Raw genomic sequence first — 21,724 nt, forward strand, 5'->3', positions numbered from 1 at the left:
CGGAAAGTCATTTGTAGCCTAATCTCTGCACCATCAGAAGCACGGGAGATCCGTCCGCGCCGTCATCGGCACTTCTTGCAGAACGAGTATGACGGACCGGCGGACCTCACCTTCTCAGCCATGGACGAGGATCATCATGCGAGGCTCACCCTCGACCATTCGCCTCATCGGCGTCAGCAGGAGATTGTCTTTCGCTCGTCTCTGGACGTCCCGACCGTCGATTGTCGCAGTACTGGTGTCGGTCGCCCTTCTCCTGGGAGGGCTCGTCGCGCCCGCCGCGCAAGCCGATCCGTCGGTAGTATCCGTCTCTTCGGTCAGCTCCGCTCATCCGCGTCTCATCGCCTCGGCATCGGACTTCGCGACGACCTTCGGGTTGATCAACTCCGACAACACGGCTCGAGCGTGGTCTACTGCGGTTCAAAAGGAGGCGGACGGCTACTTGTCGACCTCTCCTGTCACGTACCGGATTTCTGCCGGGTCCATGCTCGAGACGAGTCGGACCGTGCTGAATCGCGCCTACGCGCTCGGGTTCATGTACCGGAAGAGCGGAAAAGTCGTCTATGCGCAGCGTCTCGCCTCGGAGCTTCGGGCTGTGGCCGCCTTTCCCAACTGGAATCCCGACAATTTCCTCGATACCGCCGAGATGGCTCATGCCGTCGCGGTCGGATACGACTGGATCTATCCGGCCCTTTCCTCGGAACAGCGGACGTCAGTGCGCACCGCTCTCGTCGACAAGGCTCTAACCCCCGCTCTCTCCGCGTATGCGAGCACTGCGGCCAAATACGCCTGGACCACGCAGGCGAGCAATTGGAACATCGTCTCGGGCAGCGGGATCGGGATGGCGGCCCTCGTGGTCGCCGACACCGATCCGGCAATCGCTCAGAGGGCGCTCGACGCCGTCACCTCGAGCCTGCAGTACGGCCTGCCGTCGTACGGCGCAGACGGTGGTTTCGCCGAAGGGCTGACTTACTGGGCGTATTCGACCAGCTACCTCTCGAGCTACATCGCGTCTCTCGAAGTCGCGACCGGCGATGACCACGGCCTTCTCGCCACCCCCGGACTCCAGGCCTCGGCCCAGTGGGCGAATGCTCTCACCGGCCCCAGCGGGCGGCAGTTCAACTTCGGGGATGCTTGGGTCAATGAAGCGCTGACCGTGCCCCTCATGGGACTCGAGTATCTCTACGAGGACTTCGGATTCCGATCACGCTCCATCGTCGGCCGTGATGGATTCGACGCCGACACCGTGAGCGCGCGTCCACTGCTGTGGTATCGGCCGGCACCCGCCGCAACGGCTTCAGCGCCACCACTCGACGCCGGGTTCTCTAGCGCGGGAGTGACGACACTGCGGTCGGGCTGGGGTCAGGCAGACGCACTCTGGGCAGGACTCCGGGCGACCAGCGGGCCGATCACCGGGCACTCCGATCTCGACAACGGCTCGTTCGTGCTCGACGCCCAGGGCGTCAACTGGTTCGGCGATCTCGGCGCGGACTCCTACAGCCTTCCCGGCTACTTCACGGTCGCGAGCGAGGAGCGCTGGAACTACTACCGCAAGCGGGCGGAGGGCAGCAACACGATGGTGTTCGGGAGAGGGCCCGGTCCGGATGCGTCCACGAACCCGTCCGCTTCGCAGAGCCTCGTCGCCTCGACCGGCGAACGGGGAGCGACCGTCGCCGATCTCTCCAGTGCGAGCAACGGAGTGGCGTCCTGGAAGCGAGGCATCGCACTGATCGACGGTCGTTCTCGCGTCCTGCTTCAAGACGAGGTCAGCGGAGTGTCCGGGGATGCGTGGTGGTTCGCGCACACGCGTGCCGACATCTCCGTAGCCGAGGACGGACGCTCGGCGGTCCTCTCGCTCGAGGGCGAGCAGCTCTTGGCGCGGATCGTGTCGAGCGGCTCTGCGACCTTCACCTACCAGGCAGCCGCTCCTCTGCCCACCTCGCCGGCGCCGGAAGGGCAGACGGCCAACGCCGGTGTCTCGAAACTGGCGATCAAGCTCTCCGGAGCATCCTCGTACACGATCGCGGTCGAGTTCAGTCCGCTTCGACCGGCGCAGGGGAGCGCAAGTCCTCTCGCGGTCACTCCCCTCGCGGGCTGGGGGGCGTCCGCGAGTGAGTCCGGCGCCCCGGCATTGAAGTACCTCGCGATGACAGGAAAGCCCCTCGCGAGCTTCTCGCCGCAGACCCGGACTTACGACGTGACCGCATCTGTCAAGTCCTCCCCGCCTGTTATCGAGGCGTACGCGCAGGCCGGAGCGTCGGCGACGGTGACTCAGGCGACGTCTGTCCCCGGTGTTGCGACGATCCGGGTGAAGCGCTCGGGATCGGCCGATGCGCTCTACCGGGTCTACATCAATCGCGGCCCCATCCAGATATCGACGGCGACCGCCTCCGATAACGGCGCGCTCGCAGGGAGGACCATTGACGGGTTGCCCTACACGCGCTGGTCAACGGCGACCGACGCCTATCTTCAATACGATCTCGGCTTCTCGCAGATCGTGAACCACCTGGAGATCGTGTGGCTGTACCTTCCCGCCAAGGGGCAGTTCTTCGAGGTCCAGCTATCCACTGACAAGACGAATTGGACCACGGTCTACACCGGGCAAGCGAAGGCGATTGAACAGCGGCACTGGGCTTCGTTCCAGACAGGGCCGCGCGCGGGCCGCTACGTCCGGGTCGTCACCCACGGCGACAAGGCAGCGGACAAGACGGCCGTCATCGACGAGGTGGAGGTCTTCGGAGACAACGACCCCCGTACCTCCGCCAGCGCGAAGACCCCGCACTACGCGGTAGCCGTGTCGATCGAGCCGAAGAACATCGAGATCGGTTCGACGGCGGCTGTGAGCGCCACCGTGACCGCTCCTGTAGGGGGTTCGTCGTCGCCTCCCGTGCAATACGTCAGCTCCGATCCGTCGATCGCTACGATCACCGACGACGGCATCGTGGCCGGGGTCGCCGGCGGGACGGTGCGCGTCGGGGCGCTCGTGGAAGCCGGGCGCGACTACGTGTACAACCTCCAGACGATCACCGTCACCGATTCCCGAAGGACGGCCGTCGTCGCGCAGGCCGACACCTGGGTCCAGGGTGGTACGACGACGAACTACAACCGGACTGCGGCTCTCACCGTCCGACATCACGCTCTCTATCCGCAATTCGACCGGCTCGCCTACCTGAAATTCGATCTCGGCGGCATCGACCCCCGCATGATCGAAACAGCGACCCTCACCTTCAGCGCCGCCGTCGTCGATACGAGCGGTACCGACATCGATGTCGAGGCCTGGGAGACCAGTGGAGCGTGGGACGCTGCGACCGTGACGTACGCCACGAGACCAACGCTGTCCTACCGGGTCGGATCCACCCACGTGAACTCGACGAAGTCCGTCCGAAGAATGGACATCACTGATTACGCGAGGCTCAAAGCGGGCGGAGAAGCGAGCATCGGGCTGACGCAGCCGGACCGGCCGAGCGGCCTCGGGCTCGTCGTGCAGGTCGACTCGCTCGAGTCGATCGCGTCGAAGCCCACCATCGAGTTGACTCTGCAGGATCCCTCCACCTCGCTGCCGCGGACGCCGACGATCGCATCGGCGTCTGCCGACTACGCCGGAGCTGGCAGCGCGACAGGAACAGTGTCGGCGGAGCCCGGAGAGTCCGTCGTCGTCGACGTTTTCGTGCAGGATTCCGACACCTGCGGAGCGACGCGGGCGGCGGGCACACTGGTCGGGTCGACGACGGTGACTGCTGCAAGCGACGGATCGGCCGATTTCACCGTTGCGGGCGCATTCTCGATCAGTCAGCACGTGGTCGCCGCAACGACGATCGCAGGGCGCGGGTCAGCAGTGTCGCCCTGCGCTGTGGTCCGGCCGACGAGCGACGCGACGACGACGACCACTCTCACGCCATCTGCCGACACCTGGGTGACTGGTTCGGCCCCGACGGTCACGTACGGTCGAGACAGTGTCCTCCAAGTCCGCCACTTGACTCAGTACCCCGGCAACGACCGTGTCGCGTACCTGGGGTTCGACTTGTCGAAGATCCCGGCCGGCGACATCATCTCGGCGACCCTGCGCTTCTCCGCCGTCGTGGATGACACTCGCGGGGCCGCAATGGATCTGAGGATTCGGAAGGTCTCCGACAGCTGGACGGCGGCGTCGACGAACTGGAACAACCGTCCGGTGATGGGCGATCAGCTCGGGGTCGTCGGTGTGGACGCGACGAAATCGACGCGCGAGATCGATGTCACCTCCTACGTGTCGGAAAGTCCTCGATCCATGACCAGCATCGGGATCGATGAACCGGACATCGCCTCGGGGGTCGGTCTCGTCGTGAAGATCGATTCCATGGAGAGCGCGCAGAAGCCGAGTCTCGAGGTCGTCCTGCGTCCGGCGGGCTGATCGCCGCATCGGGCAGGAAACCGATCAGCCGCCGACGATGACGGCGACCTCCTCGGGAGCGTAGGTCCGCCGGATCTGCTCGTCGTTTCCGCCGGAGTCGATGTTCGACGCCCACAGCCCAGCGACTCTGCCCCCTCCGCGAACGGGCAGGAAGTCCTCCGCGGGCAGCTCGAGGATCGGACGGACGCGGCGCCCGCTGCGGATCAGGTTCCAGTGCAGCCATACGTCGTCTGCACGGGGAGCGACGTCCTCGAAGCCGGTGCCCTGCTCGCGGAGCACATCGAGGAAGGCCGGCGGATAGAGGATCCCGCGGACGCCGACCGCGAAGTTGCGCGGACTGAGAGAGGTCGATGTCGCCCGCCTCCAAGAGGAGTAGGGGGCGATGGCGCCGTCCCGGATCTCGATCAGGTTAACCCTGTGAGCGACCACCATTTCCGGGTCCACTCGGTGTGCTCGAACGAGGCTCGCCAGCCATTCTTCGGGGTACATCGTGTCATCGTCGGACGTGACGAGCGGCACCGAGTGGTGCGCCGTCCCGGCGGCGTACGGGTAGTACTTCTTGTGCGGCCCGTAGTTCGGCGTCTCCCGGATCTCCAGCCCTCTCGCGACGAGCCGGCGGAGAGCTCGTGGAGGGTTCGCGAGCCGCTCCTGCTCGTCGAGCCACAGGATGAGCCTGGACGGCTTCTGCGATCCGCGGGCGATGCTCTCAATGGTCAGGTGCACCTGGTCGACACGCTTGCTGTAGCTGGTCAGGCTGACCACCGGTCCGTCGGGCGCGGTCACCGGAGCGCGGGAGGTCAGGTTGACGATCGACAGGACGATCATCGAGGCGGCGATGCGCGCATTGCTCAGAAGAGTCGAGATGAGCGGTACGCGCGCGAGGCGGAGGGCGGAGAGCATGCGGTAGTCCTCGTCGTTACGTGGAGCGGAGTGGGGTCAGTCGGAGAGAGCCGGGGTGATGGCGGCGCCGAGCGCGTCCTGCATCGCGATCGACCAGTCCTCGGTCAGGTGGCTGGTGTCGCGGTAGAGGAGGACACCGCCGACGATCTCCTCGCAGCGTGCGGCGCTGCAGAAGTAGTCGTTCAGGTCCGCGTACCGCATTCCCGCTCGGACGGCGGCATCGCGCTCGGCGTCGATCCAGGCCTGATCGAGCGCGTTCGCGCGGGGGATCCCGCAGGCGGCCGCATCGTCGAGGTGGGCGGACAGGCACCGCGGCGCATCCTCCGGCAGCTCCGGGGTGTTCGCGAGCATCACCACGTGCGTGCTGGCGGGGAGTCGGATCGCGAGATCGGCGACGGAGGCCGTCCACGTGTCGATCCGTTGCTCGTCGTCGACGAAGGCGAGGCGGTTCGTGTTCGAGAGCAGGACGACGTCGGGCGGGTCATCGACGAGCCGATCGATGACGTCGTCACGCCACTCGGTGCACTCCGTGTACGGAGTCGACGCGTCGAGCACGAGGACCGGCACAGAGGGGCAGCCGACCTTCGTGTACGAGCGGACAGCGACACTGCTGCGATCCGCCCAGGCGTCCAGGCCCCCGAACCAGTGCGCCGCGTGCGAGTCGCCGAACAGCGCGACCTCCGTCGAACTCGTCGTGTCACCGAAAAGGCAGTTGTTGACGGTGACAGTCGCAGCATCGGAGATGTGGCAGCCGTTGCGGTGCACCTCCGAGGTCGATTCGTCGGCCTCCGCGAGGCCGGGCGACAGATTGGCGGGGACGATCTTCGTGAAGCGCGGCGGAGCGCTCGGGGCCACCGGATCGACGATCGTCGTTGTCGAGCGCGGTTGCGCGGCAGCGAGCGGGCTGGTTCCGGCGGCGAGCAGGACGAGGGCGAGCGATGCCGCTCCGCCGACCCAGAGCGATCTTCTCGGACCGCCGGCGACCAACGGACGGGCGTTCCTGATCGGTTCCTCCACGAGCCGGAAGGTGAGCTCGGCGAGCGCTACGGCGACGACCATCATCCCGGCCTTCAGCCAGAGAGGCAGCGGGGTCGCGAGACCCACCGCCGCCTGGGAGATCACCAGGATCGGCCAGTGCCACAGGTAGAGCGAGTAGGAGATTCGCCCGCCCCATTGCAGGAGATGGCCGCGGAGGAGGCTCACCGGCCCTGCAGATGAGCCGGTCGAGCCGCCGAGGATCACGAGGGCCGCCGAGACGACCGGAAGAGCCGCTGCGATACCCGGGAAAGGCGTCGTGTCGGAGTAGACCACTGACACAACCGCGATTCCGACGAGGCCCGTCCAGGCGAGGACCGGAAGGATCGCAGGCACGCGCGCAGCCAGCCGCAGCGCCCAGCCGTGGGCGACCGTGCACGCGACCAGACCGCCGACCCCGAGCTCCCACGCGCGCGTCGGCAGCGAGAAGAAGGCCCAGGGCTGGGTCTGGTCGGTCACCAGCACGCAGAGTGCGAGGGAGGACAGGACCATGAGAGCGAGCGCTGCCGTGATGGCACGCGGTGAGCGACGAAGGACGACGAACAGCACCAGCAGCAGGAGCGGCCAGAGGAGGTAGAACTGCTCCTCGACGCCGAGCGACCAGTAGTGCTGGAAGGGAGACGGGGCGCGCTCCGCTAGATAGTCGGTGCCCGAGAGGGCGAGCTGCATGTTCGGCACGTAGAGGGCAGTGGCGATCGCCATGCGGATGAGCCCGTCGGAGGCGAGAGGCGGCATCAGGAACAGTGCGGCCACCAGTGAGACAGCAGCGACGAGTAGGGCCGCCGGGAGGATCCGCCGCATGCGCCGCGCGTAGAAGTCGGCGAAGCCGATCCGGCCTGTCGCCCGCAGCCGCGAGAGCAGGTGGCTCGTGATGAGGAAGCCCGAGATCACGAAGAACACATCGACGCCGACGTACCCGCCATGGAACGGGGGGAGATCAATGTGATCGGCGATGACCAGTCCGACCGCGACGGCCCTCAGCCCCTGAATGTCGGCTCTGAACGCGCCGGACACCTCCGAGGTCGCTCGAGCGGTCTTCGCAGCGACTTCGCGTCGAACCGTCACCCGTCCCCCTTCTCGCCGCTGTACACGACATCAGCGCGCGCGTCCGCCTTCCTGAAGTCGAGTCAGTCTGGCATGCGGATGTAACGAGCACGTGACGGCACGGAGAAGGGCGGTAGCAGCGGGCGATACGCTGGGAGCAGGCGCGCCGGCCTGTGCCGTCCGTCACTGCGGACCGAGATGAGGATCCGGCACCCGCTCGCCGTATTGGTCGCGTCCGCGCATTTCCGCCTTCGAAAGGACCTTTCCCGTGACGAAGGATCTGAATGCCTACTGGTGGTCGCCGCGGCGTTCGCCCCGCGTTCTCGCCGCCGAGGTCCGTTCCCACGGAGCCGCTTGGGCCCGCCTCCTCCGACCGGCTCGGAGAGGCTTCACGAATTACGGTGATGAGCTCACCGGTCTCGTGCTGTCCGAGACCTTCGGTCGCCGAGTACGGTGGTCGCCGCTGGGCCGAGAGGATGTCGCCGCGATCGGCTCGATCCTGGTCCCGTACTTCGCATCGGGAGGCCGCGGTCTGATCTGGGGCAGCGGTCTCAACGAGCCGGTCGTTCCGCCCGAGAAGGCGGGCGCTGTGCGCGAGCGCTTCCTTGCGGTCCGCGGCCCCCGCACCCGTTCCGCGCTCGGTCTCGACGAATCGACCCCACTCGGGGACCCGGGTCTCGTGGTCAGAACTCTGCGTCCGCGTGCAACTCGTCGATCAGGCAAGGTCGTGATCCCGCACTTCACCGTCTACCGAACCTCTGCAGGCCGGAAGAGGATCTCCGCGCTGGTCGCTGGCGGCTACCGCGTCGCCGAACCCACTCTCGATCCGGGGACGATGCTGGAGACGATCAGCACCGCTGAGAGCGTCGTGAGTTCAGGGATGCACGGCGTGATCCTGTCCCACAGTCTGGGGACGCCTGCGTCGCTGATCAGCTTCGCGGATGCACTGCCGACCGCCCCGGCCTTCAAGTACCTCGACTACCACGACTCGGTCGGGCTCGAGGCGAGGATCTCGTCGTGGTCCGACTTTCTGCCAGACTCGCGCTCCTCCGCCGAGCTGGAGCTCGCGCGTCGCGACATCGAGATCGTGTCGCCACGGATCGACGCGCTCGTCGAGGGTCTTCTCGCCGCTGGCCGGCCCCTGCGCTCGGCTGGCTGAGCCAGTATCAGGGACGACGGAAGCGCGCGGCGAGCTTCAGGATGATGCTCTTGAGAACTGCGAAGTCCGACCGCCGGATCAGGTAGAAGTCGGCCGGCGGAACCCGGAAGTGCTTCCAGAGGAAGTAGATGTTCAAGTTGCTCGCGAGCACGTTGCCGAACAGAGTCGCCAATGCGGCGCCGATAGCGCCGAACAGGGGTGCAAGGAGGACCAGAGCGGCGGCGTTGACAACGCAGGAGATGAGGAGTGAGACGCTCCTCGTTCCCGGCCGACCCCTCGAGCTCAGCCCGATCCCGGCGATGGAGCCGGGATTCCCCAGTACGACTGCGCTCAGCAGGATGAGCGCGACCGGTATCGCAGGAACGAAATCCTCGCCGAAGACGGGCGGCAGCCACCACCAGAGAGTGGCGCCGATCATCACCGCTGCCGAGAGTGCTGCCAGTGTCGACAGACGGGAGGACAGGCCGAGGCGGGCGTCGCTGTTCTCTGCTGCGTCGGCCGAGAAGGTCACCTCGCGGACCGCGTTGTTCACGATCAGCGGCAATTCGCTGATGCTCACGGCGACCACGTAGAGACCGAGGGCGAAGGAGCCCGCGAGGGGAGTCATCAGCGTCTGATCGAGCCTGGTCAGCAGGACGCCCGAGATGGATCCGATCCAGACACGCACGCCGTAGCCGAGCAGCGAGTTCATAGTGACGATGGTCGGCGCGTCGTCGTCGTCGGCGACCACCCTCGCCTGCTTCAGGCCGAAGTAGGCGAGCCCTCCCAGGACCGGGGAGAGGGCGAGGATGACGACTCCCCAGAAGACCGTGAGCTGCCCCGTCGCTGCCAAGGCGATGAACGCGGCCAATCGGGTGGCGGCGGTGAGGAACCGCTCCCGTGCGACGAGGGCCCACTGATGGCTGCCCGCCGCCACCGCTTGGAGCAGAGCGACGCACAAGCCCGGAACGATAGCGACAGCCGCGAGGACGATCAGCTCGCGGAGGTCGGGGTCACCCGCGCTAAGGAAGCCGGCCGCGAGGAAGACGGCGGTCGACGCGAGGACTCCGGCGATGGCGATCAGTACGGTTCCGCGCAGAGCGAGCGAGCGCATCAGCCGTGGGTGGCGTGCTATCGAGTAATTCACTGCGGCGGGGATGCCGAACGTCGCTGCTGTCGTCGCCAAGAAGAGCGGAGCGGTGGCCGCAGCGACATCGCCGCGTCCCGCGACTCCGAGGCTCTGCGCCATGATCGGCGCTGTGGCCAGCGCTGCGAGGGGGGCGAAGGCGTTGCCGAGCGCTGCGAACGCGACGTTGCGTCCCATCCGGCCGCTAGCCCCGGATGCGGAGGAGGTCACTGCGCCCTTCCCGCCCACGCCGATTTCGTGACGAGCCGAGTCGGCGCTGTCGGAGGCTGGCGCGACCGACGCTGCTGATCGATGGATCGACGGGTGGCCCCACGCCGCGGTGTCGGCGACGAGACGACCATCTCGTCAGTCTTGTCCGATCGCAGAGCGTCGCGGGCAGCAAATCCGACGGCTATCCACAAGAGCGCCCCGGCGCTCGTGTTCGATCCCACACTGCTGTAGGTCTGCACGGCGATGAAAACGAGAATGCCAGCTGCCTGTCCGCCCGGGGTGGACCGTGTGCCTCGGCGCAGTGCGGTCATCGCCATGGCTCCGAAGTAGATGATGGTCGCGAGCAACCCGAAGTCGACCATGTACATCAGCAGGGGGTTCTCGAAGCTCGTTCTGAGGCCGAGGGAGCGGGCGACATCGAAACTGATGCCGGAACCGGCACCGACGACGGCGTAGGCCGTCCAGTCACCCAGAATGGCCTGGATCGCGAGGGTTCGAGCATTCGCAGATCCCGTGTCGTCGACGAGCTTCTCGGCGAGGCCGGATGCGAGGGTGGAGTTCAGATAGAGCAGCAGTGCGCCGGCCATCGCTCCGAGCGCCGCAAGGCGCGCTCCCACGGTCGCGCCTTTCCTGACCATGACGACGACGAGGCCGATGGCGCCGAGAAGAAGTCCCGTCCTCGACTCGGTGAGGAAGATCGTGGCGAGGAAAGCAATGCCGAGGGACACCTGAGCGACGGAGGATCGGACGCTCGGGAGAAGGGCGATGCAGAGCGTCATCAAGAGGGAGAGCGCCAGAGGGTGGTCCAGCGTCCCGAGAGATCGCACGAATTCGACTCCGTACCAGCTGTAACCGCGGAGCTCGGCGTCGAACGGCTGGGGGATGAGTCGAAGCCAGACGAGCAGTGCCACAGCGGAGGCGACTGCGCCGAAGACGATCACGGATCGCGCGAGGAAGGTGCCTGACGCCGCTCGCCTGCCGAGCTCGATCCGGATCAGGACGAAGAGAGCGAAAGGAGCGACGATCTGATTCACGATCAGACCCAGTCCGCCCACGCCCGAGGCGTCGACGGTGAACAGCACTGCGGCAACGGTCATCACGAGACCGGCCGATATGAGGAGCTTGTTCCGGAGCGCGACGCTCACCGACTCCTCGAGGTGGAGGAGGAACTGCACACCCACGCCGATGAGGGCTAGCCAGCCGCCCGGGTGCACGCCGGGGACTCCCGTCGGGTTGCCGACGACCACCGAGATCGCAATGGTCGGAAGGAGAACGTGCAGCGCGATCGACAGGGCGATGAGGAAGCGGAGACGTGAAGCGAGGACCGCGGACGCCGTGAGGCACACGACGATCCAGAGGATGAGCTGAGTCACTGGAGACCTCTCTCGTCGGTCGGAGGTGAGAGGAGCAGCCACGTCCGCCATGCCTGCACGGTTCGCCGTGAGGCCTCGCGAGCTGCACTCTCGAGATCGGACGAGGTCATTGCGCGGGCCGCGCGGATGGATCTCCACCACGCGCTCCCGTCCGTCACCTCTTCCGCAGGGACGAGCAAGGGCGACGACGCATCGTACAGATCGGCGAGGCTGCTGGCGCGGGGACCCACGAACGGGACCTGGCACTCGAGCGCACGTATCGCGATGCCGCTCTGATAGAAGCGGCGGTAAGGGACGAGGACAGCGCCGGCGGTGCGGACGAGCTCGTCGAGTCGCTGTTCGGACACGAATCCCTCGTGGACATCCCATCCCGAGATCTCGGGCCATCCCCGTCCCCAGACCTCGAGCGTGACGTCGCCGCTACGGAGAGCAGCGATCGACTCGAGCAGCGCGGTGTCCCTGTCGGGTTTGAATTGCCCGAGCACGCGGACGGTCCGACCACGTCGGTCATCGTCTCCTCTCCCGGCCGCGTTGCGGACCGGATGGGGCAGCACCGTCGTCATCGCGCCCATCGACTGCGTCTCGATCACCGAGTGGGCTGCATGGCTGTGCACGATCAGGCCGGATCGGGGTGAGGTCAGGCGCGCGAGCCAACGCGGCACGGCGGAGTATCCGACCGCGTGTACCAACGGTTCCGGGTCGTGCAAGACGACGGTGGGACGTGCTCCCGCCACCTTCGCGACAGCGAGGAAGAGGAAATCCCAGTACCCGAGCACCGGCCAGGTGACGATCAGTCGGCCGCCTCGATCGAGCCTGCGCACCGCCGTCCACAGCGCGCGGAGGTACTGGACGAGCCAGGCTTGCCGCGAGGCGCCGGATGCAGACGGCTCGTCGAACGAGATGATGTCGGCCTCGCACCCCGTCGCCACCAGGAGCTCCCTGAGCGCTTCCGTGTAGTGGAGCAGCGTGCCTCCGAGGGGATTCACGACGACGACGCGGTGCGACTTCCGCGAATCGGGGCGGCTCATCGGGTCGTCCTGTGGAGCCAAATATCCGAGGCGACGCGTCCCTCTGTGTCAGGCAGACTCGCTCGAACTCTCGCTCGATCGAGCGGCGCGGTGAGCGCCTCGGAAACTGCGCTCGCCAGAGACGCTACCGCGGCGTCGTGCGCCGTGAGATCCACGACTGCATGGCCGTGCTGCTCGAGCCAGTCGGCGAGGCCTGTCTGACGGGATGTCACCACAGTGACTCCCACGGAGAGCGCCTCCTTGATCGGAAGGCCGATCTGCTCTCGCCACCGACCGTATGGAATGGAGGGCGCGATGAGCACTTGAGTCCTCCGGAGGCGGTCGATGATCTCGGTGCGCGGCCTCTGGCCGAGGTAGCAGCGCGTCGAGGGGCTCTGCAGGACCCAGGCCTCGATCTCCTCCGTCAGCGGTCCGGGACCGATGATCGAGAGCCTCACCCGCTCGTGGTGCCGCTCCACCTGCTCCCACGAGGCGAGGAGCTCGCGTACGCCCTTCCGTGGTTCAAGCGCGCCGACGAACAGCGCGGACCCGGCTGAGACCGAGTCGTCGTCATCGGCAAGTGCTGAGGGCAGCTCTTCGATAGTCCGGTGGTCGATGGCGCTCACAAAAGGAAGTGCCGTGTAGAGGCGCTCGGCACCGCTGCTGGCGAAAGCGAGTCGGTCGATGACCGCTCGCATGTAGAGGCCGAGCCCGACCGCGAAGACGCGCACGACGGGCTCCGGCACATGCCTCCGCCCTCCGATCAGCCGCGGCAGCGAATTGTTCTCCATTGCGTACGTGCTTATGAGCCTGCGACGACCGCGGACCGCACCTGTGACCTTGAAGAGGACGGCGATCACCGCCCCGGTCGGCAGGAATCTGACCCAGAGCGGTTCGGGCATCTCGAGCACTTCGGCCTCGGACGACCAGAATTCCGAGACGAGGGACCGCAGGCCGACTTTGCGGATCTCCGGCGGGACCGGCACCCCGGCCAGATCGTAGTTCTCGTCGAAGTACAACATCACCGCCGGAGTCGTCCGCGGGTACCGTTCGAGGTGCACGGCGCGCAACTCGGGGACGAGTCGGATCGATCGGCGGGACGTGGACCGGCCGGCGTTCACCTTCCGCGCTCTTTCCGCTTGGCGATCTGTGCGTCCAGCACCGCTTCGTAGCCGGCGCACACGACCTCCCACGAGTAACGCGAGCGACCCCTCTCGTATGCTTCCGCGCTCAGCTGCTCCTGACGAGCCGAGTCCTCCATCAGCTCCGTGATCGCCTGAATGATCGAGTCGGCGTCGGGCTGGGCGAAAACGGCGGTGTCCTCCAGGACTTCCCTGTTGTAGACCGTGTCGCGGGCGACCGTCGGCGCGCCGCACGACATCGCCTGCACGAGGGCCGGATTGGTGCCGCCGACGCTGTGGCCGTGGAAGTACGCGCCGGCGTGCTGCCAGAGCGAGAAGAGCTTGCGGTCATCACTCACGTGCCCGAGCCACGACACGTTCTCTTTGTCGGATGCGAGCCGACGCGCGTGCTCGTCGAGTTCGCCTCCATAGCCGGAGGAGCCGACGATCACGACGGGCCAGCGGTCCCCTAGGGTCTCGGCCGCGTTGAGGAACTCGACGATCGTGTTCTCCGGGACGAAGCGCGCGACGACGAGGATGTACCCCCTGTGAGGGAATCCCTCGACCGGCGGGAGCACGCCCGGGTCGTCGCCCCCATAGGGGATGAACGTCCCGTCCCGCTTGAAGTCCTGCTTCCATCGGCGAGCGATCTCGACCGCGTCGTAGATCAACTCGTCGCCGAACAGCGCGGTCGCCTTAGCGCCGCTCTTGAAGACGTTCTTCGCGAGTCGGCCCCACTTCGCCCTGTCCCATTCGATCCCGTCGACGTTGACTGCGGTCGGGATGCCGCGGCCGCGGAGCAGCGGGAGCCAGAAACCGTTCGCCACGTTCATGACGAGAGCGACGTCCGGCTTGCGCCGGACGGCGTCCACGCATGCCGTCAGCCCGTAGGTGAGCGTGCTGAGCGACTTCGACTCGACTCCTCGAGTCACTCGGGTCGTCACGCGGCGATCGATCCCCGCGTCGTCGTCTTTGGTCGATCCGTCCCTGCCGTAGACCGTCACGTCCCAGCCGCGTTCCGCCAGATAGGGAGCGAGCCTTCTGACTGCCGTCTCGAAGCCCCCGTAGTAGCTCGGGTACCCACGGGTTCCGATGATCGCGACGGACTTCGGCATTCGGTCTTCGCCTTTCGCTGAGGTGCTCGATGGTGTGGTCCGGTTCCCGTATCTTCGAGGCGCTGCTTCCGCGGGCTCCGAGTCAGTGCGTCTTTGGGACGACGCTGTGATCTGCAGTCGACGCGCTTGCGCGATCTGGACGGAGGCGAGAGGCAGTGCTCGGATCCCGTTCACTCCGCGCTGGAGCACGGCTCGGGTGAAGTCCAGGCGGGACGGACCGATCTCCGGATGCTCGAGCCTGTACTCGATCGCGGGAGGGAGGATCGCCTTCGCGAGCAGGCGGGGGCGTTCTCGCCAACGCGCGTCCGCTATCGCTGCGAGCCACGCCGCGGCACGACCCGCTTCGACGGAGGCCGTGTGCAGGGTCCATGCCGCGAACCCGGCCCGGTCGAACGGCGACAGCGTGGAGTCGACGCCGATGCGGGAGAGGAACGGGCTCAGGGTTTCGACCGATCCGGTTCGCGCCGCGAGCCCGAGGAGGTCTTCCACGTCGAGATCGCCGCGTTCGCCCGACCAGGCCACCGCGAGCTCTTCGAGCTCGGCACGATTGCGGGGGACGTGCAACTCGCGCAGGCAGTGCAGAGCGAGCATGGCGGTATTCGCTACAGGGTCGGCGCACGTGACGGGCCTGCCTGCGATCAGCATCGTCCGACGGCGCTCCCACAGCGCCTCGAACACCTCGCGTTCGGGTGCGAGGAAGCCGAGGAAGCCGTGGTGAACGTCTATGTCGCAGGGCCAGTCAGAGTGGGAGAGCGTCCGCGCGTGGTTGTCGAGGATGCGTGGTACATCGGCGACGAACCGCTCCTCCCAGCCTCTTCTTTTGAGCGCTTCGACCAGTTCCTCAACCCGATCAGGATCGACCAGGACGTCGGCGTCGGTCGAGGTCCTGGGCGAGCGCAGCTTCTGTTCCGCGAGCACCGGGCCCTTGACGCTGATCGAGCGCACTCCGAGGTCTCTGGCGACGTGCGCTGTGAGGGCATGAGCGAGCTGCGTGGCACTGACCATGTCGAGGAGAGCCGGGGTCCTCATACGATCCGCCGCTCGGACGGCACGACGATACCGCTCGTCTCGATGACGAGCCGCTCGAGGGCCAGCTGATCGAGGAAATCCGCGACGTCGGATCGGATCCGCTCAGCAGCGACGTCGAAGTCGCGCGACAAGCGCGCGACGATCTCGTCGGTATCGGACTTGCCGTCGATCTCCCTCCATATTGCGAGGGCCGTTCCCTCAAGTACGAGAGGGGAGGCGTCGAGGTGATCGAGCCCGAGGACGATGATGCGATCGGTTCCCTCGACGACGGCGGTCGACTCGAGTTTCATCCAGCCCCGTCCTCTCGTGCTCAATGGATCGCTCCCTCCTTGCTGGTCGCGCGGTCGAATCCGGATTCGACCTGTGCCGCGTACTTCGCCTCGGTCGCCGCCTTCTGCGGGCGCCACCAGGCTTCGTTCTCGCGGTACCACTTCACCGTCGCCGCGAGCCCGGACTCGAAGTCGGTGTAGCGCGGCTCCCAACCGAGCTCGGTGCGCAGACGCGTCGAGTCGATCGCGTAGCGGAGGTCGTGTCCGGGGCGGTCCGTGACGTGGTCGAAGGCGTTCTCGGCGAGTCCGAACTCGTCGAGGATCAGCGTGACGACCTCGAGGTTGTTCTTCTCCCCGTCGGCACCGATGAGGTAGGTCTCGCCGATCTCGCCGCGGTCGATGATCGCCCAGACGCCGCTGTTGTGGTCGTCGACGTGGATCCAGTCGCGCACGTTCTCGCCGGCGCCGTAGAGCTTCGGGCGGATGCCGTCGATGATGTTCGTAATCTGGCGGGGGATGAACTTCTCGACGTGCTGGTACGGCCCGTAGTTGTTGGAGCAGTTCGAGATCGTCGCCTTCACGCCGAACGAGCGGACCCAGGCGCGCACGAGCAGGTCGCTGCCGGCTTTGGTCGAGGAGTAGGGACTCGAGGGGTTGTACGGCGTCTGCTCGGTGAACTTCGCTGGGTCGTCGAGCTCGAGGTCGCCGTAGACCTCGTCGGTCGAGATGTGGTGGTAGCGGACGTCGTGCTTGCGGACGGCCTGCAGCAGCGTGTACGTGCCGATGATATTGGTCGCGACGAACGGGCTGGGGTCGTTCAGCGAGTTGTCGTTGTGCGACTCCGCCGCGAAGTGCACGACCAGGTCGGAGTCGGCGACGAGCCGGTCGACGAGCTCGGCGTCGATGATGTCGCCCTCGACGAGGGTGATGCGGTCGGCGACAGGAGCGAGGGAGTCGCGGTTGCCGGCGTAGGTGAGCTTGTCGAGCACGGTGATCTGGACGTCCGGACGCTCACTCAGGGTGAGGTGGACGAAGTTGCTGCCGATGAAGCCGGCGCCGCCGGTGACGAGGATGCGCACGAGTACTCCTGCACGTAGTGGAGACGGTAAAGAAGGAGGGGACGCGGATTCGCTCCCTGTCGACGCTAGTCCAGGAGGTGTCCGCTGCTCTGTGTCACTGGACGGGGGATAGGGATTGGAGTTCGAGGAGTCGCTGGAGGTAGGCGCCGTAGCCGCTTTTCAAGAGTGGTGCAGCGAGGTCGGCGAGTTGGGTGTCGTCGATCCAGCCCTGGCGCCAGGCGATCTCCTCGATGCAGCCGATCTTGAATCCCTGGCGCTGCTCGATCACCCGCACGAACTCCGTGGCTTCGATCATCGAGTCGAAGGTTCCCGTGTCCAGCCATGCGGTTCCTCGGTCGAGGACCTGCACGTTCAGGCGGCCCGCGTCGAGGTAGTGCTCATTGATCGTCGAGATCTCCAACTCCCCGCGCGCGGAGGGCTGGATGGTCTTCGCGATCGCGACGACGTCGTTGTCGTAGAAGTACAGCCCGGGCACCGCGTAGTTGCTCTTCGGAGTCGCGGGCTTCTCCTCGATCGACAGCGCTCGGAAATCCCCGTCGAACTCCACCACTCCATAGGCGCGAGGATCCGCAACCTGGTACGCGAAGATCACTGCGCCTTCGATATCGGTGTTGGCGGCGAGAGCCGTCCCGAGCGCAGTGCCGTGGAAGATGTTGTCTCCCAGAACAAGGGCGACGGAGTCGCCGCCGATGAACTCCTCACCGATCAGGAACGCCTGCGCGAGCCCGTCCGGGGACTCCTGCACCGCGTACGAGATCGACATCCCCAGATCCGACCCGTCCCCCAGAAGGGCGCGGAACTGGTTGTTGTACTCGGGCGTCGTGATGACCAGGACCTCGTCGATTCCGGCCATCATCAACGTCGACAACGGGTAGTAGATCATCGGCTTGTCGTAGATCGGCATCAACTGCTTCGAGATGCCCTTGGTGATCGGCCACAACCGCGACCCCGACCCGCCCGCCAGCACGATCCCCTTCATCGAGCAGCCGCCTGCTCGATGCCGAGGCCCGGCAGGAGGGGGAAGGGTGAGATGCGGCGCGACGAGCGAGCCGAATCGAGGGGAGGGAACTGGAGCACCCGTCCACGGTACCCCGGTCAGGTTTCCGAGAAGTTGCCCAGACGGCCGACCTCGTTCTCGCGTGGCCCCCGGCGAGGGGCTGCCCCGGTGAGGAACACTCGAAGTGCCGCCGACGGTCGGAATCGCACTCCTGAGCTGCCTTTGGTCGCGGTGGACCGAGAGGATCCCGCCGGTTCGGAGACCCGTCTCAGCGAGCTCGGAGAAGACAGAGGGTCAGGCGTCGTCTCGGTCCCGCCGTCCACTTCGAACGGCCTCGTGGTAGACCTCGGCGAGCTGCCGCCCGAGCTCCGGCCACTCCCGTCTGCTCAAGTCGGGCCGCCCGCCTCGTGCGGCGCCCGCCGCCTGCAGAGCGGCCCCGAGCGCTTCAGCAGTGAGGGGACCGTCGTACATCAGGATCCAGCCGCTCCCCACTTCGTTCGACAGCTCCTCGTTTCCGGGGGTCCTCGGCACCAGGACAGGCCTGTCGAGGGAGAGTGCGAGGAGCAGCGCGCCCGAGTTGAGCATGTGCGCGTAGGGGAGCGCGACGAGCTCGGCCTCTCTGATGGCCAGCGCGAGCGCCGCGTCGCTGGCGTGACCGAGTGTGACCGAGACTCGGGGATCGGCCGCGGCCCGCTCGACGACTCTGGCCGCCAGGCCGGCGTCGAAGGGCAGGCCGACGATCGAGAGGGTGCTCGACGGATTCGCAGTCTCGCCGAAAGCGGCGATGAGCTCGGGAATGCCCTTGTACTCCCGGATGAGCCCGAAGAAGAGCAGTCTGCCCGGAACGCGCTGCTGCGCTTCGGAGGGCCCGTACCAGTCCCTGTAGTGACCGTGGGGGATGAGGCGCCGGTTCGACGGGGGAGCGACCGAGCTCCGAGACATCACGATGGAGTAGGACGTGAGGCGGTCCGCCCGAGACAGCAGCCACCGGTCCAGAAGGCCGACGCCCTCGTGCGGCTGCGGATTGTGCACCGTGCGGATGACGGGCACACGACTGATTGCGAGGCGGATCAGGAGCAGGCCGAAGAGCGCCGACTTGACGAGTCCTTTCGGCCCCTGCGCCACCAGGAGGTGCTCCGGCCAGTGCAGATGGAAGACGTCGTAGCAACCGAAGAGCGCCGTGCGCCAGCGGAAGAACGAGCACCGGATCAGCGGCGGCAGGCTGCTGACGAGCTGATGGAGGTAGGGGTTCCCGCCCTCGGGATCGAGCTCGCCGAACGACTGGAGTACCTCGATGCGGGCGGAAGGGCGGTCCCTCGCGCAGGTTCTTCTCGCAGTAATCATGGTCGTGAGAGTCTTGCGAAATCCGACGGCGGCGTACCTGATGCGCCGACGGAACGCGCCACAGCTACTCGCCCGTGTCGCCTCTCGTAGCGTCGATTCTCGTGCGAGCAGATGAGGGAGACGAGGAGCGGGGCCGTGACGCGGGCGGCGCACGGGCCGCGGCGGTGACGCTCGCCGGGCAGTGGACGAAGTACGCCCTTCAGCTGGCGTCCCTCGTGGTCCTCGCTCGGCTGCTGACTCCGACCGACTTCGGGCTCATCGCCATGACCACCGCGGTGATCGGGATCGCCAATGTCCTCGGCGATTTCGGTCTCAGCCTCGCCGCGATCCAGGCCCGTCAGCTGTCCCAGGGGCAGCGGTCGAATCTGTTCTGGCTGAACGGTGCAGTCGGGACGATCACAGCACTGGCCTTCGTGCCGATCGCTCCGCTGCTCGCCTCCTTCTACAACGACCCCCGACTGACCCTGCTCACCATCGCGCTGGGCAGCTCGTTCGTCGTCGCCGGGTTCACCACTCAGCATCGCGCCGATCTCACGCGCCGCACCCGGTTCACCTCGCTCGCGCTCTCGGACGTTCTCGGGCAGGCCGCGGCGTTCGCGACCGCGGTCCTGAGCGCATGGGCGGGAGCGGGGTACTGGGCGCTCGCCCTGCAGCAGATCGTGTTCGCGGTCGTCTCCGGCGTCCTCGTCGTGTCGTGGTCCCGCTGGCGTCCGAGCAGACCATCGAGAGCGGAGCCGATGCGCGCACTCTTGTCCTACGGCGGCTCGACGTTCCTGACGCAGGTCGTCAATTACATCAGTGCCAATGCCGACTCCGTCCTCCTCGGTCAGCGCTTCGGGGCGACCGTCCTCGGCTTCTACAACAGAGCCTTCCAGTTGGTCTCGCTGCCCGTGCAGCAGCTCGCATCGCCGTTGACGCGGATCGCGCTGCCTCTGCTCTCACGAATCACGGAGCCTGCAGAACTGACCCGTGTCGCCACCAAGATTCACGCGGCGCTCCTCTGGGCGCTTCTCTCGATCCTGAGCGTGCTCGCCGCGATGTCCGAGCAGGTGACGAGCGTCGTCCTCGGCCCCGGATGGTCCGCTGCGGCCGACCTCCTGCCGATCCTCGCTGTAGGCGGAGCGTTCCAGGTGCTCTCCTACGTCTACTACTGGGTCTTCCTCGCCACCGCGAGGACCGGCCTCCTCTTCGTGTCGGAGCTGTCGGGTCGCCTCGTGATGATCGCGGGCATGATCGTGTTCATCGAGGACGGCCCCGCCGCTGTCGCGACGGCATCCGCAGCGGGCACCGCACTCATCTGGGCGGTGGGTTCGTTCCTCACGGTCAAGCGGACCGGGATCGACCCACGCCCCCTCCTCCTCACCTCGGCACGTATCGTGTCCGCCGTCGGGTCGGGTTTCCTCCTGGTCCGCGGGTGCATGCTCTTCGGACTGGACATCGACGGGTGGCTGGGACTGGTCGTGTACCTCGCGTGCTGGCTGCTCGGAGCAGGCTCGATCGCGTGCGCTCAGCGTGCCAGCCGCCTCGAGCTTCAAGGAGTCGTCGTGCTCCTCCGCCGGCGCTGAGCGGTCCTCGGCACTCCCGCATCCGGCAAGGCGCGGAGCGGCGCAGAGAGGTCAGCCCGAGCGTCGTCGCAGGAGGCTGACGAGTGCCAGCGTCCGACGACCCGGCGCTGAGCGCTGCAGCATCGGGGCGACGATCGCGGCGGAGGCCGCCGGCAGCGCGAGAAGACCGCGACGGAGCCGAGCGAGCCGCGCTCGGTGGAGCCGCTGCGACGTGCTCTCGGGGTGGCTGCGGAGGAACGACTCCTTCGCCGGGTACACGGCCTCGCGTAGCAGCATCGGCCATTCACGAGCCTGTGCTTGGGAGAGGGCGAGGAGCCAGGCGGTCGTGGAGTTGTTCACGCCCCTCGTCCGAACACGCCAGAGGTACAGGTCGAGCACGGCGCGAGCCGGGAGCTCCGGTTGCGCGAAAGGGACCAGGCCGGTCTCCGTGAACAACGGTGCGAGCGCCGTGTTCGCCCCCATCTCGGCACTCACCGCGCACAGCTGCTCCTTCTCGGCCGCGGTGAACCGATCGCGAACGGCGTCAGCGAGGAAGCCGAACTCGGCCGCGTTCCGAGGGACCTGGAGATCGCGCAGGGCGTGCAGCGCCACGACGAGCGCTCCGCCGACCCGATCCGTCGTCTCGACGCCCACACCGCCGATCACCTCGGTGCGCCGTCGGGCCCAGAGAGCGTCGAACACCGCGTGGACATCCGCGAAGAACCCTGGGTAGGAGTGGTGCACGTCGATGTCGCAGGGCCAACCGGGGTGGAGGTAGGTGAGCGAGTGGAGTGCGATGATCCGCGGGATCGCCGGGTCCGGCCGTGGTCTCCAGTCCGCGCGCTCCAGTGCCCGGAGGTAGTCGTCGAAGCGGGCGGGATCCACCCAGATGTCCACGTCCGTGGAGTCCCGTTCGGGACGGAGACCGGAACGAGCCGCCAAGGGTCCTTTGATGATCAGGGCGCGGATCCCTGACTCCGCGGCG

Annotated in this window: 15 protein-coding genes; 3 read left to right on the plus strand and 12 right to left on the minus strand. The window is 66.9% G+C overall.

Annotation, left to right across the window (positions count from 1 at the left end):
* Positions 1–136: 136 nt before the first annotated feature.
* Positions 137–4,387, plus strand: a complete 4,251-nt coding sequence (locus C1I63_RS11890) for a CBM96 family carbohydrate-binding protein (protein ID WP_170116376.1) — start codon at positions 137–139, stop codon at positions 4,385–4,387.
* Positions 4,388–4,411: 24 nt separating this feature from the next.
* Here C1I63_RS11890 and C1I63_RS11895 read toward each other — a convergent pair whose 3' ends face one another.
* Together C1I63_RS11895 and C1I63_RS11900 are read right to left on the minus strand one after the other, a co-directional pair.
* On the minus strand, positions 4,412–5,287 hold the full coding sequence (locus tag C1I63_RS11895) for a hypothetical protein (protein ID WP_107574919.1): 876 nt from the start codon (positions 5,285–5,287) through the stop codon (positions 4,412–4,414).
* 36 nt (positions 5,288–5,323) lie between these two features.
* Positions 5,324–7,387, minus strand: a complete 2,064-nt coding sequence (locus tag C1I63_RS11900) for an acyltransferase family protein (protein WP_107574920.1) — start codon at positions 7,385–7,387, stop codon at positions 5,324–5,326.
* A gap of 568 nt (positions 7,388–7,955) precedes the next feature.
* Here C1I63_RS11900 and C1I63_RS11905 point away from each other — a divergent pair.
* The gene (locus tag C1I63_RS11905; RefSeq protein ID WP_146168458.1) at positions 7,956–8,525 is read left to right on the plus strand and encodes a polysaccharide pyruvyl transferase family protein; all 570 of its coding nucleotides are present in this window, start codon (positions 7,956–7,958) and stop codon (positions 8,523–8,525) included.
* A 7-nt stretch (positions 8,526–8,532) separates the two neighbouring features.
* On the opposite strand, the gene C1I63_RS11910 is transcribed toward C1I63_RS11905, so the two are convergent.
* From C1I63_RS11910 to C1I63_RS11950, 9 genes are all read right to left on the minus strand, one after another.
* Positions 8,533–9,828 carry an oligosaccharide flippase family protein gene (locus C1I63_RS11910; RefSeq protein WP_146168459.1) on the minus strand — a complete coding sequence of 432 codons (1,296 nt, stop codon included), beginning with the start codon at positions 9,826–9,828 and terminating at the stop codon, positions 8,533–8,535.
* Positions 9,829–9,857: 29 nt separating this feature from the next.
* Entirely contained in the window at positions 9,858–11,234 is a 1,377-nt protein-coding gene (locus C1I63_RS11915; RefSeq protein WP_107574923.1) for a hypothetical protein, read from the minus strand.
* Positions 11,231–12,262, minus strand: a complete 1,032-nt coding sequence (locus C1I63_RS11920; RefSeq protein ID WP_107574924.1) for a glycosyltransferase family protein — start codon at positions 12,260–12,262, stop codon at positions 11,231–11,233. The genes C1I63_RS11915 and C1I63_RS11920 overlap by 4 nt, the downstream gene beginning before the upstream one ends.
* On the minus strand, positions 12,259–13,302 hold the full coding sequence (locus C1I63_RS11925) for a glycosyltransferase (RefSeq protein ID WP_146168460.1): 1,044 nt from the start codon (positions 13,300–13,302) through the stop codon (positions 12,259–12,261). Before C1I63_RS11925 ends, C1I63_RS11920 begins: the two co-directional genes overlap by 4 nt.
* Positions 13,303–13,358: 56 nt before the next feature.
* Positions 13,359–15,422, minus strand: coding sequence for a glycosyltransferase (locus tag C1I63_RS11930; protein WP_211315617.1), 2,064 nt, complete (start codon positions 15,420–15,422; stop codon positions 13,359–13,361).
* Positions 15,423–15,502: 80 nt separating this feature from the next.
* The gene (locus C1I63_RS11935; protein ID WP_107574927.1) at positions 15,503–15,796 is read right to left on the minus strand and encodes a PqqD family protein; all 294 of its coding nucleotides are present in this window, start codon (positions 15,794–15,796) and stop codon (positions 15,503–15,505) included.
* A gap of 20 nt (positions 15,797–15,816) precedes the next feature.
* Positions 15,817–16,854, minus strand: coding sequence for a dTDP-glucose 4,6-dehydratase (rfbB, locus tag C1I63_RS11940; protein ID WP_107574928.1), 1,038 nt, complete (start codon positions 16,852–16,854; stop codon positions 15,817–15,819).
* 94 nt (positions 16,855–16,948) lie between these two features.
* Positions 16,949–17,833 carry a glucose-1-phosphate thymidylyltransferase RfbA gene (gene rfbA / locus C1I63_RS11945; protein ID WP_107574929.1) on the minus strand — a complete coding sequence of 295 codons (885 nt, stop codon included), beginning with the start codon at positions 17,831–17,833 and terminating at the stop codon, positions 16,949–16,951.
* A gap of 312 nt (positions 17,834–18,145) precedes the next feature.
* A complete protein-coding gene (locus tag C1I63_RS11950; protein WP_107574930.1) occupies positions 18,146–19,195 on the minus strand; it encodes a glycosyltransferase family protein in 1,050 nt (349 codons plus the stop codon).
* Between the two features lie 101 nt (positions 19,196–19,296).
* On the opposite strand from C1I63_RS11950, the gene C1I63_RS11955 reads away from it, so the two are divergent.
* Positions 19,297–20,760, plus strand: coding sequence for a lipopolysaccharide biosynthesis protein (locus C1I63_RS11955; protein ID WP_170116378.1), 1,464 nt, complete (start codon positions 19,297–19,299; stop codon positions 20,758–20,760).
* Positions 20,761–20,811: 51 nt separating this feature from the next.
* Here the strand turns inward: C1I63_RS11955 and C1I63_RS19790 are convergent, their stop codons facing one another.
* Positions 20,812–21,624 carry a hypothetical protein gene (locus tag C1I63_RS19790; RefSeq protein WP_483407220.1) on the minus strand — a complete coding sequence of 271 codons (813 nt, stop codon included), beginning with the start codon at positions 21,622–21,624 and terminating at the stop codon, positions 20,812–20,814.
* Positions 21,625–21,724 lie beyond the last annotated feature (100 nt).

Origin of the sequence: Rathayibacter caricis DSM 15933, assembly GCF_003044275.1 — a bacterium.
Classification (GTDB): Bacteria; Actinomycetota; Actinomycetes; order Actinomycetales; family Microbacteriaceae; genus Rathayibacter; species Rathayibacter caricis.